The sequence below is a fragment of the Wolbachia endosymbiont (group A) of Ancistrocerus nigricornis genome, from assembly GCF_947250785.1.
Lineage (GTDB): Bacteria > Pseudomonadota > Alphaproteobacteria > Rickettsiales > Anaplasmataceae > Wolbachia > Wolbachia pipientis.
The window spans coordinates 309186-326841 of record NZ_OX366348.1 but is presented as its reverse complement, the minus strand read 5'-3'; the positions used below and the strand labels follow the sequence as shown (position 1 = coordinate 326841).

Below are 17656 nucleotides of genomic sequence, written 5' to 3'. Positions count from 1 at the left end.
ACTCCATTTAATTATGATTAGATACAAATTTACACTTCATAGGAAGCTTAGCAGTTGCCTTTTCAAGCGCCAATCTTGCTAAATGCATGGGAACATCACTGCTAATTTCAAACAACATTCTACCGGGCTTAGCTTTAAATACCCAAAACTCAACACTACCTTTCCCTTTACCCATACGCACATCCGCCGGCTTTTTACTAACAGGGGTATCAGGAAAAATTCTTATCCACACTTTACCAGAGCGTTTTAATGTTCTAGATATTACACGCCTTGCAGTTTCAATATGCTTAGATTGAATCCTACCTGCTTCCATAGCCTTTAGACCATAATCTCCAAAAGATAATGTGCTACCACCTTTCGTGTTACCCTTAATTCGTCCTTTAAATACTTTTTTATATTTACTTTTTTTAGGAATAAACATTTCAATATACCTAATTAGTTACCAATATAAACCCAGACCTTAACTCCTATGATGCCATATATAGTTTTTGCTTCAGCAAAAGCATAATCTATATTAGCACGTAAAGTATGCAAAGGCAAACGGCCTTCTTTATACCACTCAGTACGAGCTATCTCAGCTCCGCCAAGGCGCCCAGAACAACTTACTTTAATACCTCTAGCACCCATCCTCAAACAACTTTGAATAGCTTTTTTCATCGCTCTTCTAAATGAAACCCTTTTTTCTAACTGCTGTGCAATGCTGTTTGATATTAAAACTGCATCTATTTCAGACCTTTTAACCCCTACTACATTCACTTCCACATTATTTTTTACTTTTTCAGCTATCTTTTGCTTTATCTTCTCAATATCCGAGCCTTTCTTACCTATTATCACTCCAGGTCTAGAAGAATGTATTATTACAGATACCAAATCGATCGTACGCTCTATAATTACTTTAGAAACACCAGCATGCTTAAAAGATTCATTTATATAACTGCGAATAGATAAATCTTGATGCAACCCTTGTTTATAACCCTTCTCAGCATACCAAATAGATGACCAAGTATTAATTATTTTTAACCTAAATCCTTTAGGATTAACGTTTCCCATATTTTTGCACTTTCCTTATTAATTTTCTATTTTTATGAATCATATAATTTCCCCCAATTTTACAGTTATATTACTATAACGTTTACTAACTCTATTAGCTCTACCCATAGCTTTTGGACATACCCTACGCAAAGTAAGAGACTTACCTATTAAAATTTCTTTTATATATAAATTATCGATATCCAATCCATAATTTTGAGCATTAGCAATCGCAGAATTTAATACCTTCCTTATAAGACCTGCAGCTTTCTTTTCACAAAATCTTAATTGCACAGTGGCAAAAGAAACTTTTTTATTACGTACTAAACCAGCAACCAAATTCAATTTACGAGGAGTTGATTTTAAAACCCTAGAACCAGCTTTAACTATTACATCTCTGTTTTTCATATCAATTACCTTCTTGTCGCCTTTTTATCACCACTATGCCCAGTAAATTTACGAGTGGGTGAAAACTCACCAAACTTATGACCTATCATATTCTGATCATTAACATTCACAGGAATGTAATCCTTACCATTATAAACAGCAAACTTTAAACCTAAACAATTAGGAAGAATTACAGAAGCCCTGGAATGAACTTTTATAGCCATGTTAACAAACCCCTTGTTTAAAGCATTATTCACCGACTTTAATATAGAAGGATGACAAAAAGGAGGCTTCCATGCAGATCTACTCATAAACTAACCTTTCAATTGTTTTATATACTTATCACTAGATTTATTTCTCCTTCGAGTTTTCTTTCCTTTTGTTGCAACACCCCAAGGAGTAACAGGATGACGACCACCAGAGGTTTTTCCTTCCCCGCCTCCATGAGGATGGTCAACTGGATTCATTGCAACTCCACGTACAGTAGGTCTAATCCCAAGCCACCTACTTCTCCCAGCTTTACCCAACTTTCTATTCTTATGGTCAGGGTTAGATACTACACCAATAGTAGCCTTGCAAGAAGATAAAATCAACCTAATTTGACCAGACCTGAGTCGTAATAAAACATATTGGCCATCACGACCAACGATTTGTGCATAACAACCAGCAGCTCTAGCAATCGCAGCACCATTACCTGGCTTCAGCTCAACATTATGAACGAAAGAACCAACAGGTATATGCTTGAGTAGTAAACAATTCCCTGGCAAAATATCAGCATCATTCCCAGCTGTAACAACATCACCTGGCTTCATACCTTGAGGAGCTAATATATAAGACTTAATATCATCTTCCTTAGATGATATTAACGCCAAAAACCCACTTCTATTTGGGTCATACTCTATTTTTTCAACTATACCTTGACCACTTCTATTACGCTTAAAATCTATCACTCTATACTTCTTTTTGTGACCACCACCCCTATGACGAGTTGTAATTCTACCATGATTATTTCTTCCACCACTGGACTTTTTACCGGATGTAAGAGACTTTTCTGGCTCATCTTTTGATAAACCAACTTTACTTACTAACACAGTCCCACGAGAAGACGGAGTAACAGGATTAAAAAATTTCATACCCATACTAAACGCTCATTATATCTAATTTTTGACCATCCATCAAAGAAAAATAAACTTTCTTTTTCTGTTTTTCACAACCAACCACACCCCTAAAACGCCTATATTTAGGCTTAATTCTAACAACATTTATAGAAGAAATTTTAACATCAAATAGAGACTCTATTGCCAACTTTATTTGACGCTTATTTACATTTACAAAAACATACAAAGAATATTTATTAAACTTCTCCCTCAAAAAAGAGGCCTTTTCTGTAATTATAGGAGATTTTATTATATTATTATATTTGATCATAACAATCTACCTTCAAGATGCTTTAAAGTATCCTTTGTCAACATCACGCATTCGTGATTCAATATATCAAAAACATTTAACCCAATAGGTTTGATTAAGTCTACATAGTGCAAGTTTTTAGCCGCACGCAACAAATCATCTCCATAATCACCAACTATCAAAAAGGAAGAAAATTTAAAATTTTTAATACATTTACACATTTCAGACGTTTTCTTCACATCAATATTTAAATTATCCAGAATAATTACTTGATTATTTAAATACTTTAGAGATAAAGCAATTTTTAAACCAAATTTGCGTACCTTCTTATTAAGAGAATAAGTATGACTCCTCACAACAGGGCCGAAAATAATCCCACCACCTCTAAATTGAGGAGATCGCAAGCTCCCTTGTCTTGCCCTACCGGTACGTTTTTGACCATAAGGTTTAGCTGTTGTACCAGAGACATCACTAATACCTTTTGTTTTATGAGTACCAGCTCTTCTCTTCGCTAATTGCCATCTCACTATATCATGCAAAATACTCAATTTTTGCTTAGCAGAAAATATCAAAGGATTGAGCTGAGCAGTACCTACATTATCATTAGATAGATTAACTAAATTACATTCCATAACTAACTTACCAAATTACTAGCATCATCATTTACATCTAACAGTAAACCTACCGGAAAAGGAACATCTTTATGTAAAGATTTTTTAACTGCATCTCTTACAAAAACATAGGAATTTTTAAACCCAGGAACATTATTACCCTTCACAGCAATTATACTATTTTCATGATCAATGGATAATATCTTCATATTTTGTGCAGTTATCCTGCTGTTACCTAAATGACCAGCCATTTTCTTTCCTTTGAATACTCTACCAGGATCCTGACATTGGCCAGTGGAACCTTGTGATCTGTGAGCAATAGAAACACCATGAGATGCCCTAAGCCCACTGAAATTATGCCGTTTCATCACACCAGCAAATCCTTTACCTATAGAATAACCCGTAATATCAAGATATTGACCAACCACAAAATGATTGATTCCCACTTTTTTACCACATTCTATTCCCGACAGGTCATTTAATCTACTTTCGTATAACTTACATTTATTATTTATACCCTTTTTCTTTAAATATTCCAACTGAGGTTTTGCTATATTTTTAAAATCTCCTGTGCCTAAAATGACTGAATTATAGCCACATTTATCTTGTCCTTTTATATCAATAATATAAGTTTCGCTGAGATGCAATAAAGTTACAGCCATGCGACTATTGTCAGAATACATAGCAGTATGACCAATATTCATCATTAGTAAACCAATTCTCCTCAGCGAATTTATTCTCTTCATTTCCTTCTCCTAAACCTTAACTTCCTTGACTTTTAAATCCACTTCTACGCCAGCAGAAAAAGATAAACCTGTAAGCATCTGCATCATAGTAGGAGTAAGATCATGTAAAACAATCAAACGCCTAGAAGTTCTCATTTCAAACTGTTCACGAGATTTTTTATCAACGTGAGGAGATCTATTAACAATAAATTTAGAATCTTTCCTTGGCAACGCAATCGGACCAGATAATTTTGCACTGGACCGCTTTAATTCATCAACAAATTTTCGAACACACTCCTCCAATAAAGAACAATCGAAAGCCTTAATGTTAATATATATATCTTGCTTCATCTTAGTTACTACACTCACTCCAAAATTTCAGAAACAACACCAGAACCAACAGTTCTACCGCCTTCTCTTATCGCAAAACGCAATCCCTTATCCATTGCTATCGGTACTTGCAATTCTACTTCTACACTCACATTATCTCCTGGCATTACCATCTCCTTCCCATCTAGCAATTTTATGCTCCCAGTTACATCCGTTGTCCTTAAATAAAACTGTGGCTGGTAATTCGCAAAAAATGGTGTATGCCTTCCTCCTTCCTCTTTCTTTAATATATAAACCTCCGCCTTAAACTTTCTATGCGGTGTTATCGTCCCCGGTTTCGCTAATACTTGCCCTCTCTCCACTTCTTCTCTTTTTGTTCCTCTTAACAATATTCCTACATTGAGTCCTGCACTTCCCTTATCCAGCAACTTCTTAAACATCTCAACACCTGTGCATATCGTCTTTTGCGTCGCTTTCAGACCTATTATCTCTATCTCTTCTCCCGTCTTTATCTCTCCCTTCTCTATTCTTCCTGTTACCACTGTTCCTCGCCCCGATATCGAAAATACATCTTCGATTGGCAATAAAAATGGTAAATCCACAGGCCTTGGTGGAACCGCTACATATTCATCTAACTTTTCCATCAATTTATCTATTGATTTCTTTCCATATTCGCTGCTGTCATCCTCCAGCGCCTTGAGCGCTGAACCAACCACCACAGGCACTTCATCCCCTGGAAATCCGTATTTACTCAGTAATTCCCTCACTTCCATTTCTACTAAATCTATCATATCAGCATCAGCAACATCAGCTTTATTTATATACACCACGATATATCCAACACCTACCTGCTTCGCCAGCAATATATGCTCTCTCGTTTGTGGCATTGGCCCATCAACCCCCGACACTACCAATATCGCCGCATCCATCTGTGCTGCACCTACTATCATGTTCTTTACATAGTCAGCGTGTCCAGGACAATCAACGTGTGCATAATGCCTTTTTTCCGTCTGATACTCAACATGCGCTGTTGCTATCGTTATCCCCCTCTTCCTTTCTTCTGGCGCTTTATCTATCTGATCGTACGCTACAAAATTTCCATAATGCTTCGTTATCGCCGCTGTTAACGTCGTCTTCCCATGATCCACATGTCCTATTGTTCCCACATTTACATGCGGCTTTCCAAATGCTTCCACTATTGCTGTCATAATTTAAACTTTTCTACCTAAAATACAAATACATCAATAAATAATATGTTGATTTTATAAAAATACAACAAAAAAAAGAGCGGATAGTGGGAATCGAACCCACGTCACTAGCTTGGAAGGCTAGAGCTCTACCATTGAGCTATACCCGCACAATGGAGGAGGTAGGATTCGAACCTACGTACGCTCACGCGGACAGATTTACAGTCTGTTACCTTTAACCACTCGGTCACTCCTCCGCAAAAATTTGTTAAGAGAATACTATTTTAGCATCTTAACTTAAGCTCTTATTGTATTTAATACTAAACGCCTAAAATTAAAAAATCAAGCAATAAAACCTACCCTGATTAAAATCATGCAGATTTCATTTTATATAACACAATATTGCCAATAAAACGCCTAAACAAATAATGCGAATCATGCGTACCTGGCGCTTCTTCTGGATGATATTGCACAGAAAAGACTAGGTAATCCTTCATCATTATTCCCTCTACACTATTATCAAATAGAGAAATGTGAGTAATTTCAACATTACTTGGAAGAGAAGCTGAATCAACAACAAAACCATGATTTTGGCTAGTGATCTCAACTTTTCCACTAATTACATCATAAACTGGATGGTTACTCCCTCGGTGACCTATATCCATCTTGATGGTCTTTGCCCCCAAAGTAATCGCAAGTAATTGATGGCCCATGCATATGCCAAAAATTGGTATTTTAGATTTTATAATAATGTCTATTTCTGAAACTACACTTTCTCCTATTTCTTGCGGATCACCAGGACCATTTGAAAACACTATACCATCTGGATTCATACTCAACACTTTTTGAGCAAAACCTGTGCTTGGTCTGATTAATTCAACTGTACAACCAAGTTCTATTAAGCGTGAAACTATACTGATTTTTACGCCAAAATCAACGATTACAATCCTATATTTTGCATTAAGGTCAATAGCTCTATCTGATGTCATTCCAGTGCGTGACACTGGAATCCATATATTTTTTGCTGGATCCGAGTAGTCAGCTACTTGGATGACAAAGTGCTCCGCTAGTCTATTATTTTCAAAACTGTTATTTAAACTAACCTTATTAGTTATTTCTATCCCATTTACAGGTTTGTATTCCTTCAATTTGTCTAATGCATGCGCCTTACTCGATGAGCATATCATTCCATTTTGAGATCCATGTTCTCTCAAATGTCTCGTTAAAGCTCTAGTATCAACTCCTGATATCCCAATCACGTTATTTTTCTCTAACCAATCATTTAAACTGATATATGAAGAAGGGTGGGACATAGAAGAAAGTTCACGCATAACCACACCACTTGCAAAAATTTTCTTTCCTTCATTATCCTTATGGTTTATTCCAACGTTACCAATATGAGGAAAAGTGAACGTTATAATTTGATCGGCAAAAGAAGGATCAGTTATAGTATGCTGATAACCGGTCATACCAGTGGTAAAACAGACCTCACCTATGCATTTGCCTTTTTTACCTACTGATTTTCCCCAAAAGCACTTGCCATCTTGTAAAATTAAAACTGCGTCCTGCACTTCATTATCTATTTAACTGATTCAAAACAGTATACAAGAATTTCAAATAATACGTAACTCTTTCTAAAATTCCAAATTTAACCACGAAGCAGCAAAAAATAACATGAAAAACTTTTAATACAATCTTTCATATAAAATATATAGTTGACTACCTTCATATTTCGTATTAGATATAGGTAAATCATAAGTAAAGTGGAGGGTAATAATGAACACTGGTACAAATCAATCAAAAAAAATAAATGAGAAGTGGTTAGCTGGAGGAATTGGCGCGCTATTATTTGTAATGATGCTACCGTCGATTCTTCTTTTAGCAAAAATAGCTATAGGGCTAATTATGGTTTCAGTTGCAGCAATAGCGATAAAAGTTGCCTTAAAAACAATATCGAATGCTTTAGAGGATAAACAGGCAGATCAAAGCCAAGCGACGCAACAAACAACACAAAGTAAAATTATAAACCTGGCTATTGGATTAACATCTATATTCGTAGGAGGATTATCACTATTCATTATAGCACAAACTGGCTTAATTGCAGCATGTGCAGCTATAACTGCTTTAGCTCTACACGAATATGTTAAAAATCAAGAAATAGGAAAAGAGATAAATGATAAATTCGATAAGGTAGCTGACGATACAATCAATTTTATTGTTAGCAGTGTTGAAAAACTTATTCCAACAAAGCCGCCAGGCATAACAGCCTAAACTGTCTCCGTTCAGGGCATAAGTGTTACAAGTAGCATTATATAAAGCGATTAATGGCATCCTCCTGATAATAGAATAATTGTATCTGTTCAGGGGCATCGCAAATATTGAAGCAAAAGTGGTCAGTGCTTACTATACGAATATTGTGATTTGAATCCACTAGGGAGGATGTCATCCCAGTGCCCAGACACTGGGATCCAGGAATTTTGATTAGAGATTAAATTGGTGAGTATAAAAGTAGCTAATCCTACGTTAAAATACAACGTTTTTAATGGGACTGCGTAAAAGGGCTGGATTCCAGTGTCAAGCACTGGAATGACACCTTTGTGTTTGAGGCAAAACCTGCTATAACATTTCTTCGCAAACAAACGTTCGTACAGTTATGTATCAGCTACTTTCATGGCACCATTTGTTGTAAACTCACATTTCTCTATGATTATCTTTATTTGCCGCTTTCCCGAACGGATGCTCTACAGTTATTTCCTCATTAGTAGAGCGAGGTGCACCGGAACCAGGTACAACGATATTCTCGTGCGATTGCATATCCTTCTTTCCCTCACATGGTGTTTGCTTAATGAAATGTGCTGCTAAAACTTCATGTAAAGCTTTACCTTTTATAAGCACAGCCTCGTTTTGCTTAGCTAACTCTAAAATTTTCTTTGGTTCAACATCTTTACCGTCAATAGTTGATTTTTTAATACTAACTTGACCTAAATTTATATTTAGAACAACAGTACAGTTAAGGTCTTTTCCAGATTCATCTTTTGCACCCCAACTAATTTCGATGTCACATATTGCAAATTTTGTAAAGGAGTAGTTCCTCTGTTGTTTCTCATTCTTCTCAATTGTTACTATTCTTTTATCATTACTGCATATTTTTACTCTTTGTACCTCATTTTTAATTGTTTCCATCCTTTTAATCTTTTCGCTAAAAAGACGACTAGTTTCTAAACTCTGTCCAGGTTTAGTAATGTTGATACTAAGATTATCATAATGATTAACAAGATGTCCTGCCTTTTTGTCTGGCCAATAACATCCATCAAAGAAACCAATTAGATCATCTTTGTTTAGAAATTCTTTTGCATCATTCATTCCTTCGTCAATTCGAAGAAGATATCTACCCAACCTCTTTTTAAAATTTTCTTTTAACTCCTCCTGATCTTTAGAAGTAAGCTTCTTATCCAATATATCCATTATTTCTCTTTGCTTACTTAATACCACATAGTTAAAAAGGAAAATGCTCTCCTTCTCCCGTCGATAATAGTTTGCTATTTTGTCAAATGGATCCGCTGGCCGGCCGTTATTATAATTTACAGAATCAGAAGAATCTTGACATTTATTATCCTTAAAATTGAAATTCAATTTTTCAAAATCTGATAACACTTCTTCTGCCCTATCTTTAAAAGACTGAAGTCTATCTTGAAGTTCTTTTCCATAACTCATTCCTTTGTCAATTTGAAAAACATATTGACTATATTTCTTTCTAAACTCCTCCTGTTCTTCGAGAAGAGGAAGATTCCTATCTAATATATCGATTATTTCTTTCCGCTTATTCAATATCACGTAATTAAAGAGGGAACTCTTCCCCTTCTTTTCATAATCGTCTGCTATTTTGTCAAAACACTTATTATCCTTAAACTCCAATTTCTCAAAATCTGAGAGCACACTTTGTACCTGAGTCTAATCGAATTGAAGATTTGCTTGAGGAGATAGAAGAGTCAACTTTTCTTCACTTTCCTTGGTACTCGAATTTTTGTAAAAACCATTCAATAGATTTACAATACTAGAAAACATTTCACACCTCTATTGTTATAAGTAAACTTGATTATATCTTAATGCTAAATGTTGTAAAGCTAAAATTAGAAACTAAAAAAGCTAACATAAGTTCTGCATTGTTTGCAGCTTTATCAGCTTATTAGGTAGAATTATTAAAGAACTAGTTGAACATATGTTATCAACTCCATCCACAAGTTCTCCGCTTGTTACTCCAGTTGCAATAAACACTGATTCACCTCTTGCCATATCTTTTACGGTGTAGATTTTTTCTGGGTCATGGATATTTAAATTTTTTGCTCTTTCTTTTAATTGATCCGTGTCAAATATTAATCTTCCCTCCATCTGCCCACCGATTGAACTCAGCGCTGCAGCCGCAAGCACCCCTTCTGGTGCCCCTCCTATTCCGATATACATATCATGATTGCCATTTACTAGTGAAACTACGGCTGCAACATCGCCATCATCTATTAGTTTAATTTTTGCTCCTAATTTCCTGATTTTCTCTATTAATTCATTGTGCCTTTCACGTTTAAGTACAGTTACCACGAGATCATTCACTTTGCATTTTTTTGCCTTGGCTAAATTGTCTAGATTCTTTTCAATGCTATTTTTTAGTGAGACTACACCCTCTGGAAGATTTTTTCCTACTGCTATCTTTTCCATATAAACATCAGGTGCATGTAAAAAATTACCTTTTTTCGTTGCAGCAAGAACGGACATTGCCCCTGATTTGTAATGAGCACAAATCGTAGTGCCTTCAAGTGGGTCAACGGCAATGTCGATTTCAGGACCATTTCCAGTGCCAACCTTCTCGCCAATATATAGCATCGGCGCTTCATCTCTCTCACCTTCACCAATTACGATAGTACCATTTATTTCCATTGAATTTAATACTGTACGCATTGCATCAACTGCAACCTGATCAGCCCTTTTTTCATCACCAAAGCCTGCCAATTTATACGCAGCAAGTGCTGCAGCTTCGGTCACTTTAACTAATTTATAGGCTAAATCTTCCATCATTTGCTTTAAGAACTATATTCAATATGTATCATGATATATCATGCTGCTTGAAACTGCAATATGTCTTGACTGATTATTAGGGAGTTGATATAATATAAGCATTATAGTAGTGGGATTATAGTTATGGCATATAGTGATGATGATGTTAGAAATTTCTATCTAGATATAGATAGAATTACAGGACTTGATAACACATTTACTAGTTTGGAAGAACTAAAAAAGAGGTTAAGGAAAGAAGTTAATTTTCAAGATGAATGTGAAGGAGGCAATTCATTAGGGAACCTACTTCTAAAACATGCAACCGAAAATAACAACCAACGCGTTAAGGATTTTCTCCTCCAAAATGGGTGTGAACCCCTTCAACAAGAGCAAATAACCGCAGCAATAAACAAGGAAGAAGAGGCACCTAATGTGGAAGAGAATAGAGCAGACAGTAATGAAGTAGATTCTAGTAACTTCATAAACCCTGGTATGACTGCTGAAGTACTTTACGAGCAACTAATACAAGGGAAAGAAACAAATCTGGCAATTTTTGACTCGTTTGCAAATGCTGTAAGAGAGTCCAATATTACCGGCGATCGTGGCATATTTCTAGATGTTGTAAAATTGTTTACAGATTTAGATGCTGTAATCCATCTTACAGATACTGCTTCCATAACTATATTGGGCATAGCTACAATAACAAAACAAGCTGACGTTGTTAAGGTACTTTTGGATAGTGGCAAATTTTATGAAGAAGAAAAATTTAACGCTCTGTGTCTTGCTATTACTCAGGATAATGCCCAAGAAGCTGAGCTAATTTTAGGTTACGTTAGTCCTGCAAACAGGAAAGAGGCTTTACAAGTGGCCATACAGGTAGGTAAAACTAAAATTGTTAATGCGTTCTTGAATAGAGGTAAGCTTAATGAAGAAAATAGAGCAGAACCCAGCAGCAGTAATGGAAACATTGGTAGTAGACCTGTAGCAACAGTGCCTCCAGTTAGTACTAATGGTGATAATCGCAATCACGACAATGAAATACCTGTAGTAACAGAGACTAACCAAACTACCACGCCAAATAGTGATAATGTTAATGGCCAATCAAATCATAATAACAAAAATAAAACGCCTGTAATACCAGAGGCTAAGCAAACTGCCACACCAAATAATGATAATAAAGCTAACGGCTTTGTAGATGCTCAATTTTCTGTGCCAAATGAAAAAGAAGCTAAATATAAAAAAAGCAAGGAAAATTTTTACACCTCATTAACAAAAGATGTTGTTGGAGTTGTTATTACAGGATTATTCATTACTGCTGCTGTGATGGTTCCATTTGTAACTGGTGCAGTGATTTGTGGTGTTATAGCTGCTTTGGTTGCAATAGCTACCGGGTTGCATGTAAAAAATTCTACATTACCAAGTTATAGGGAGATGAGAGAGAATGAAGTTGAACGTGTAACAGGATGTCATCCCAGTGCCCAGACACTGGGATCCAGAAGGTCATAATAAAAACTAGATTCCAGCGTCACGCGCTGGAATGACACCCTCTGGTGGGCTCAAACCATATGAGTAGCCAACACTGCCACTATACTTACCTAGCAAATTTAGATCTAACACTAAACTGTGCTGCCACTAACTTTGCAACCGGTACTCTATAGGGTGAGCATGAAACGTAATCCACCCCTGATTCGATGAGAAACTCTATGGATTTTGGATCTGCTCCATGCTCTCCACATATACCCAGTTTTATTTCTTTTCGGGTTTTTTTGCCTCTTTCAATGGCTATCTTGATTAACTCCCCTACCCCTTCGATGTCCAGCACTTCAAATGGATCATTGTCAAATATGTTGTTTTTCTTATAGGAATCGAGGAAATTAACTGAATCATCTCTTGAAAGTCCCATGGTTGTTTGCGTTAAATCATTAGTGCCAAAACTAAAGAACTCTGCATGTTTTGCTAACTTATCAGCAATCAGTGCCGCTCGTGGTAGCTCTATCATTGTTCCAATTGAGTACGCCTTGTCTGATGTCATTCCAGCGCGTGACGCTGGAATCTGCTTCTTGATCCTAGCTGAGATGACAGAGGATTCTTTCTTTGCTAGCTCGCATATCAGAATAAATTCTTTCTCATTCATTATAAAAGGGATCATGATCTCAGGCTTGATTTCTACATTTTTTTCCTTTTTTAGCTCATTTGCAGCACTAAGTATTGCCCTAATCTGCATGCAATATATTTCAGGATGAGAAATAGCAAGTCTACAACCTCGATGACCAAGCATTGGGTTCTTTTCTGATAACTGTGCTATTTTATTTTTTACTGACTCAACTGACTTACTAAGTGATTTGGCAATTTTTTCTATAGTAGACTGATCATTGGGTAAAAATTCATGCAAAGGTGGATCAAGCAACCGTATAGTGACTTCCCTGCCCTCCATAATAGAAAATATTTCTTTGAAATCAGACTTTTGCATTTCTTCTAGTTTAATGAGCGCATTTGCCCTTTCATTTTCATCGTCAGCTATTATCAATTTTTGAATGAATTCGATTCTATCACTAGCGAAAAACATATGTTCTGTGCGACATAAGCCTATACCTTCTGCACCGAATTCTTTTGCAATTTTTGCATCTTTTGGAGTATCAGCGTTCGCTCTCACTTTGACCGTTTTGATTTCATCTATCCAGTTGATTATCGTTTTGAATTCTTGCGATAATTCAGGTGAAATTGTAGGAAGAATGCCAAGCATAACCTCCCCTGTTCCTCCGTTGATGGTAATTGGTTCACCTTTATTTACTTTTGTATCCCCTACAGAAAAGAAAGTTCCATCTTTATCGATATAAAGTCCACTCACACTGCAAATGCATGGCTTACCCATTCCACGGGTTACAACAGCAGCATGCGAGGTCATCCCTCCCCGTGCTGTTACTATGCCACTTGCAGCATTCATTCCATTAATATCTTCAGGACTCGTTTCTGACCTTACTAAAATCACTTTTTTACCCTGCTCTGCAGCTTTTTCAGCATCACTTGCACTAAACACTACATATCCAGAAGCAACCCCTGGAGAAGCCGGCAGTCCCTTCCCTATTACTTTCTGGTCACCCTTAACGTCAAGAACTGGATGCAATAAATTGTCAAAGGTTTTTGGATCAATTCTCAATATTCCTTCTTCTTTTGTAATCGTTCCTTCGTTTACCATATCAACTATTATGCGAATAGCAGCTTCAGCCGTGCGCTTGCCAGACCTAGTCTGCAAAATCCATAACTTACCGTCCTGCACAGTAAATTCGATATCCTGCATGTCTTTATAATGCCTTTCAAGTTTTTCACATACCGCGCATAATTCCAGGTAGACACTTGGCAGCAACTTCTCCATGGTGTTTTTTTGCTCTCCGTCAATTGGCATAGGAGTATAAACACCAGAAACCACATCCTCACCCTGAGCATTAACCAAAAACTCACCAAAAAGCTTTTTTTCCCCAGTTGAAGGATTTCGTGTAAATATCACACCAGTTGCAGAATTATCATTTAAATTACCAAAAACCATTGCTTGCACGTTGACCGCTGTTCCAAGGTTTTCAGGAATATTATGTATTCTTCTATAGGAAACAGCCCTATCATTTTTCCAAGAGGCAAATACTGCATTAACTGAGTTTAACAATTGCTCTTCAACGTTCTGCAGGAAATGTTTCTCAGTTTTTTCATATACTATCTTTTTAAAATCGTTAACAATTCTCTTTAAAACATCAACATCAAGATCAGCTAAGCTTTTTGCTCCACTCTTTTGCTGCTCATTATCAACAACATCTTGAAATAGGTGATGATCAAGCTGTAGTACAACATTGGAGTACATCATGATGAAACGGCAGTAGCTATCGTAAGCAAAACGTTCGCCACTTTTCTTTGCAAGCCCAACAACGGTTTCATCATTTAGACCAACATTTAAAATAGTATCAAGCATGCCCGGCATTGAACTAACACTACCAGAGCGTATTGAAACTAATAAAGGATTATTTAAATCCCCAAATTTACAACCGATGTCATTTTCGAGCATCGCCATGTAGTTTTTGATTCGACTACATATGTCATTCCAGTGCGTGACCACATTTTTTTCTGGATCCGAGTAGTCAGCTACTTGGATAACAGAAGATCTATTGTCTTGATAATAGACTTTGCAAGCAGAGGTGGAAATTGTGAAACCAGGTGGAACAGGAATGCCAACATTGCACATTTCTGCTAAATTTGCCCCCTTTCCTCCCAGCAGATTTTTCATTTCTGCATTGCCTTCGCATTTACCCTGGCTAAAGTAATGTATTAACTTTTCCCCCATCATTTTCTCCGGATTTTCACTGATAAACACATTGTACATATAGCTCCAATAAACCTGTGAGAACTTGAAACCTTAGGATAATAAATTTTACAAAATTTTGCAACAACGTTCCTTACAACAACATCAGTAAAGTTAACAAAAAAGACGACAAATTATTGAATTATTATTAATAAGAATATATAATATAAAGATACATTTAAAAATTTTTTTATGGCTCTTTCTAAATTTCTCGACCCCAAGAATGATGTTGCGTTCCGGCGTATTTTTGGTACTGAAAAAAATAAAGACATCCTCATTCACTTTCTCAATGATATTTTGGGGTTCACTGGCAAAGATGAAATAAAAGAAATAGAATTCCTCAGCACTATTCAAGATGCTGAAATTGCCTCTAAAAAACAAAGTATCGTTGATGTTCTTTGCAGGGATGAAAATGGGGTGCAAGTAATAGTCGAAATGCAAGTTGCCAAAACTAAAGGCTTTGAAAAACGCGCTCAATATTACGCTGCTAAAGCTTATTCAAGGCAAGCTGATAAAGGTGATCAATATCAGGGTCTTAAAGAAATCATTTTTATAGCTATTGCTGATTGTATTCTCTTTCCTAATAAATCTGAGTATAAGTCAGATCATGTAATGTTAGACAAAGATAGCTATGAACATGATTTAAAAGATTTTTATTTTACATTTATTGAGTTACCAAAATTTCCTAAAACTAAAGAAGACCAATTGGAGAGTATAGTTGAAAAATGGATCTATTATTTTAAATATGCAGATGAAACTAGCGAAGAAGAATTGGAAAAGATAATAGGTAGTGATGTAATAATTAAAAAGGCATATGAAGAACTAAATAGATTCAACTGGTCAGAGAAAGAATTTATTGCCTACGAACAGGAAATAAAACGTATTCGTGATGAACGGGCTGTTCTTGAACAAAAACTTGATGATGCTAAAAAGGAAGGAAAAATTGAAGTTGCAAAAACAATGCTGGCTAATAATGTTGATGTCACCACTATTGTTAAGTTTACTGGCCTCTCCATGAGTGAGATCAAAGAATTGCAGAATTAAGTGGACCCGCAAACGGTTACACGAAATAATGCTGCAGCCTGACCAGGTGATAAGTACATTTAGCCTATTTATCTTTATACTTTCATGTCAATTTTATAAATCAAATTTATTTCTGTGAGTAGCTACAATTTAAAGACCTTGCTTCATCAATGTAATGGAACAAAACCTTTTTAGTAAGTTCAAAACCCTCTAAAGTCTCTCCTTCGCATCTTGCTGTAATGCAGTTTTGCGTATTTGATACCCTAAGAAGCCACCAACCTTTATTATCGGTTACCTTAACACCATCAAGATCTGAAAATACAATATTTTGCTGCTCCAGTGTTTTCTTTATTGACTCAATTATTTGAAACTTTTTCTCATCTTTCACTACAATCTTCACTTCATGAGTGATATATAACTTCGGTAAATCCTCAATCACCTGAGATAGGCTTTGGTTTTTCTTAAGCAAAATGTCAACTGCTTTAACAGCAGAATATAGCCCATCATCAAAACTTAGCTCAGAAAAGAAGAAGTGCCCGCTTAATTCACCAGCAAACTTTGCCTCTTCCTCTACCATCTTCTTCTTAACTAGTGAATGTCCAGTAGCACAGGTGATAACTTGCCCTCCTAACTTGCTAACAAAATCATGCACTTTCATACTCATTTTTACGTTAGCAATAACTTTGCTTTCTGGATATTCCTCCAACACTTCACGTGCAAAAATTATAAATAAATGGTCATTGGAAACAACGTTGCCTTTATTATCAATTAAGCGCACCCTATCGCTATCGCCATCTAGCGCAATGCCAAGATCACATCCATATTCCTTCACAATGTCAATTAATTGAGCAAGATTTTTTTCCTCTATGGGATCTGGATCATGCAGTGGAAATGCCCCATCTATAGAGTTATTGGTTACGATGTGCGTATGACCAGGCAAGATCTTTTCAATATACCTTATAATTCCACTTGCTGGACTATTTCCACAATCCCAGGCTATTTTTAATTTCTGTGTAGTATTATTCTTCACTGCACTTTTCAATATGCTAATGTACTCACTATATATATTTATGTTAATTAAGCTTCCAATTCTTGTGCTGTTTTTAATTGGACTGCTTATAATTTCCTTCATTTCTTGATCTGAGAAGACTTTTTTATTACTAAAAAATTTAAAGCCATTATATTCGCTGGGGTTATGAGAGGCAGTTATTATGATACCAAGATCCGCCTGTGTGATTTGTGTTGCAGCGTAAAGCATAGGTGAAAAGCATAGTCCAACGCGTATAACATTTGCACCGGATAAAGTTAAGCCCCTAATTAATTCTCTTTCTATACCTGGTGAATCTATTCTGCTGTCGTAGCCGACACAAACACTAGCTACGGTTTGGCCAAACTTTCTACCTATCTCGTACCCATCATTAATCTGCAAATCTTTGCCTACTATACCTCTAATATCGTATTTTCTTATAATGGTATTGTCCATACTGTACTTCTTGAAGTGACTACTATATAACATTTTGGCCAAATGCTCAAGTTTATTTATCCAACAATTAGTTGATTTTTTAA

The 17656-nt window shown here is 36.1% G+C and carries 18 protein-coding genes and 2 tRNA genes; 3 read left to right on the top strand and 17 right to left on the bottom strand.

Annotated features, from left to right (window positions below):
* Positions 1–7: 7 nt before the first annotated feature.
* The 13 genes from rplP to carA form a co-directional block, all read right to left on the bottom strand.
* On the bottom strand, positions 8–421 hold the full coding sequence (gene rplP / locus OOK90_RS01660) for a 50S ribosomal protein L16 (protein WP_010962752.1): 414 nt from the start codon (positions 419–421) through the stop codon (positions 8–10).
* Between the two features lie 14 nt (positions 422–435).
* Positions 436–1050: a 30S ribosomal protein S3 gene (gene rpsC / locus OOK90_RS01655; protein ID WP_010962753.1), complete on the bottom strand. Its 615-nt coding sequence runs from the start codon at positions 1048–1050 to the stop codon at positions 436–438.
* 39 nt (positions 1051–1089) lie between these two features.
* A complete protein-coding gene (rplV, locus tag OOK90_RS01650) occupies positions 1090–1437 on the bottom strand; it encodes a 50S ribosomal protein L22 (protein ID WP_007549821.1) in 348 nt (115 codons plus the stop codon).
* Positions 1438–1442: 5 nt separating this feature from the next.
* Entirely contained in the window at positions 1443–1727 is a 285-nt protein-coding gene (gene rpsS, locus OOK90_RS01645; protein WP_006279181.1) for a 30S ribosomal protein S19, read from the bottom strand.
* Between the two features lie 3 nt (positions 1728–1730).
* Entirely contained in the window at positions 1731–2555 is an 825-nt protein-coding gene (rplB, locus tag OOK90_RS01640) for a 50S ribosomal protein L2 (RefSeq protein ID WP_264706021.1), read from the bottom strand.
* Between the two features lies 1 nt (position 2556).
* Entirely contained in the window at positions 2557–2844 is a 288-nt protein-coding gene (locus tag OOK90_RS01635) for a 50S ribosomal protein L23 (RefSeq protein ID WP_209473095.1), read from the bottom strand.
* The gene (gene rplD / locus OOK90_RS01630; RefSeq protein ID WP_012673183.1) at positions 2841–3455 is read right to left on the bottom strand and encodes a 50S ribosomal protein L4; all 615 of its coding nucleotides are present in this window, start codon (positions 3453–3455) and stop codon (positions 2841–2843) included. The genes OOK90_RS01635 and rplD overlap by 4 nt, the downstream gene beginning before the upstream one ends.
* 2 nt (positions 3456–3457) lie before the next feature.
* Positions 3458–4180 carry a 50S ribosomal protein L3 gene (rplC, locus tag OOK90_RS01625; protein WP_006279218.1) on the bottom strand — a complete coding sequence of 241 codons (723 nt, stop codon included), beginning with the start codon at positions 4178–4180 and terminating at the stop codon, positions 3458–3460.
* Between the two features lie 9 nt (positions 4181–4189).
* Positions 4190–4510, bottom strand: coding sequence for a 30S ribosomal protein S10 (gene rpsJ / locus OOK90_RS01620; protein WP_012673184.1), 321 nt, complete (start codon positions 4508–4510; stop codon positions 4190–4192).
* Positions 4511–4524: 14 nt separating this feature from the next.
* A complete protein-coding gene (tuf, locus tag OOK90_RS01615) occupies positions 4525–5697 on the bottom strand; it encodes an elongation factor Tu (protein ID WP_010962759.1) in 1173 nt (390 codons plus the stop codon).
* A gap of 78 nt (positions 5698–5775) precedes the next feature.
* A tRNA-Gly gene (locus OOK90_RS01610) sits at positions 5776–5846 on the bottom strand.
* A gap of 4 nt (positions 5847–5850) precedes the next feature.
* A tRNA-Tyr gene (locus OOK90_RS01605) sits at positions 5851–5933 on the bottom strand.
* Between the two features lie 114 nt (positions 5934–6047).
* Positions 6048–7247, bottom strand: a complete 1200-nt coding sequence (gene carA, locus OOK90_RS01600; RefSeq protein WP_264706020.1) for a glutamine-hydrolyzing carbamoyl-phosphate synthase small subunit — start codon at positions 7245–7247, stop codon at positions 6048–6050.
* Between the two features lie 205 nt (positions 7248–7452).
* Between carA and OOK90_RS01595 the strand changes: the two genes are divergently transcribed.
* Positions 7453–7947: a hypothetical protein gene (locus OOK90_RS01595; RefSeq protein WP_010962761.1), complete on the top strand. Its 495-nt coding sequence runs from the start codon at positions 7453–7455 to the stop codon at positions 7945–7947.
* Positions 7948–8367: 420 nt separating this feature from the next.
* Here OOK90_RS01595 and OOK90_RS01590 read toward each other — a convergent pair whose 3' ends face one another.
* Both OOK90_RS01590 and glpX read right to left on the bottom strand, forming a co-directional pair.
* Positions 8368–9612: a hypothetical protein gene (locus tag OOK90_RS01590; protein WP_264706019.1), complete on the bottom strand. Its 1245-nt coding sequence runs from the start codon at positions 9610–9612 to the stop codon at positions 8368–8370.
* A 210-nt stretch (positions 9613–9822) separates the two neighbouring features.
* Positions 9823–10740: a class II fructose-bisphosphatase gene (gene glpX / locus OOK90_RS01585; RefSeq protein WP_264706164.1), complete on the bottom strand. Its 918-nt coding sequence runs from the start codon at positions 10738–10740 to the stop codon at positions 9823–9825.
* Positions 10741–10866: 126 nt separating this feature from the next.
* Between glpX and OOK90_RS01580 the strand changes: the two genes are divergently transcribed.
* A complete protein-coding gene (locus OOK90_RS01580; RefSeq protein WP_264706018.1) occupies positions 10867–12228 on the top strand; it encodes an ankyrin repeat domain-containing protein in 1362 nt (453 codons plus the stop codon).
* Between the two features lie 85 nt (positions 12229–12313).
* On the opposite strand, the gene ppdK is transcribed toward OOK90_RS01580, so the two are convergent.
* Positions 12314–15049, bottom strand: a complete 2736-nt coding sequence (gene ppdK, locus OOK90_RS01575; RefSeq protein WP_264706016.1) for a pyruvate, phosphate dikinase — start codon at positions 15047–15049, stop codon at positions 12314–12316.
* A 210-nt stretch (positions 15050–15259) separates the two neighbouring features.
* Between ppdK and OOK90_RS01570 the strand changes: the two genes are divergently transcribed.
* Positions 15260–16111 (top strand): Rpn family recombination-promoting nuclease/putative transposase, encoded by an 852-nt coding sequence (locus OOK90_RS01570; RefSeq protein ID WP_015589151.1) that lies wholly within the window; start codon positions 15260–15262, stop codon positions 16109–16111.
* A gap of 106 nt (positions 16112–16217) precedes the next feature.
* Here OOK90_RS01570 and OOK90_RS01565 read toward each other — a convergent pair whose 3' ends face one another.
* Positions 16218–17573, bottom strand: a complete 1356-nt coding sequence (locus OOK90_RS01565) for a phosphomannomutase/phosphoglucomutase (protein ID WP_264706015.1) — start codon at positions 17571–17573, stop codon at positions 16218–16220.
* Between the last annotated feature and the right edge of the window lie 83 nt (positions 17574–17656).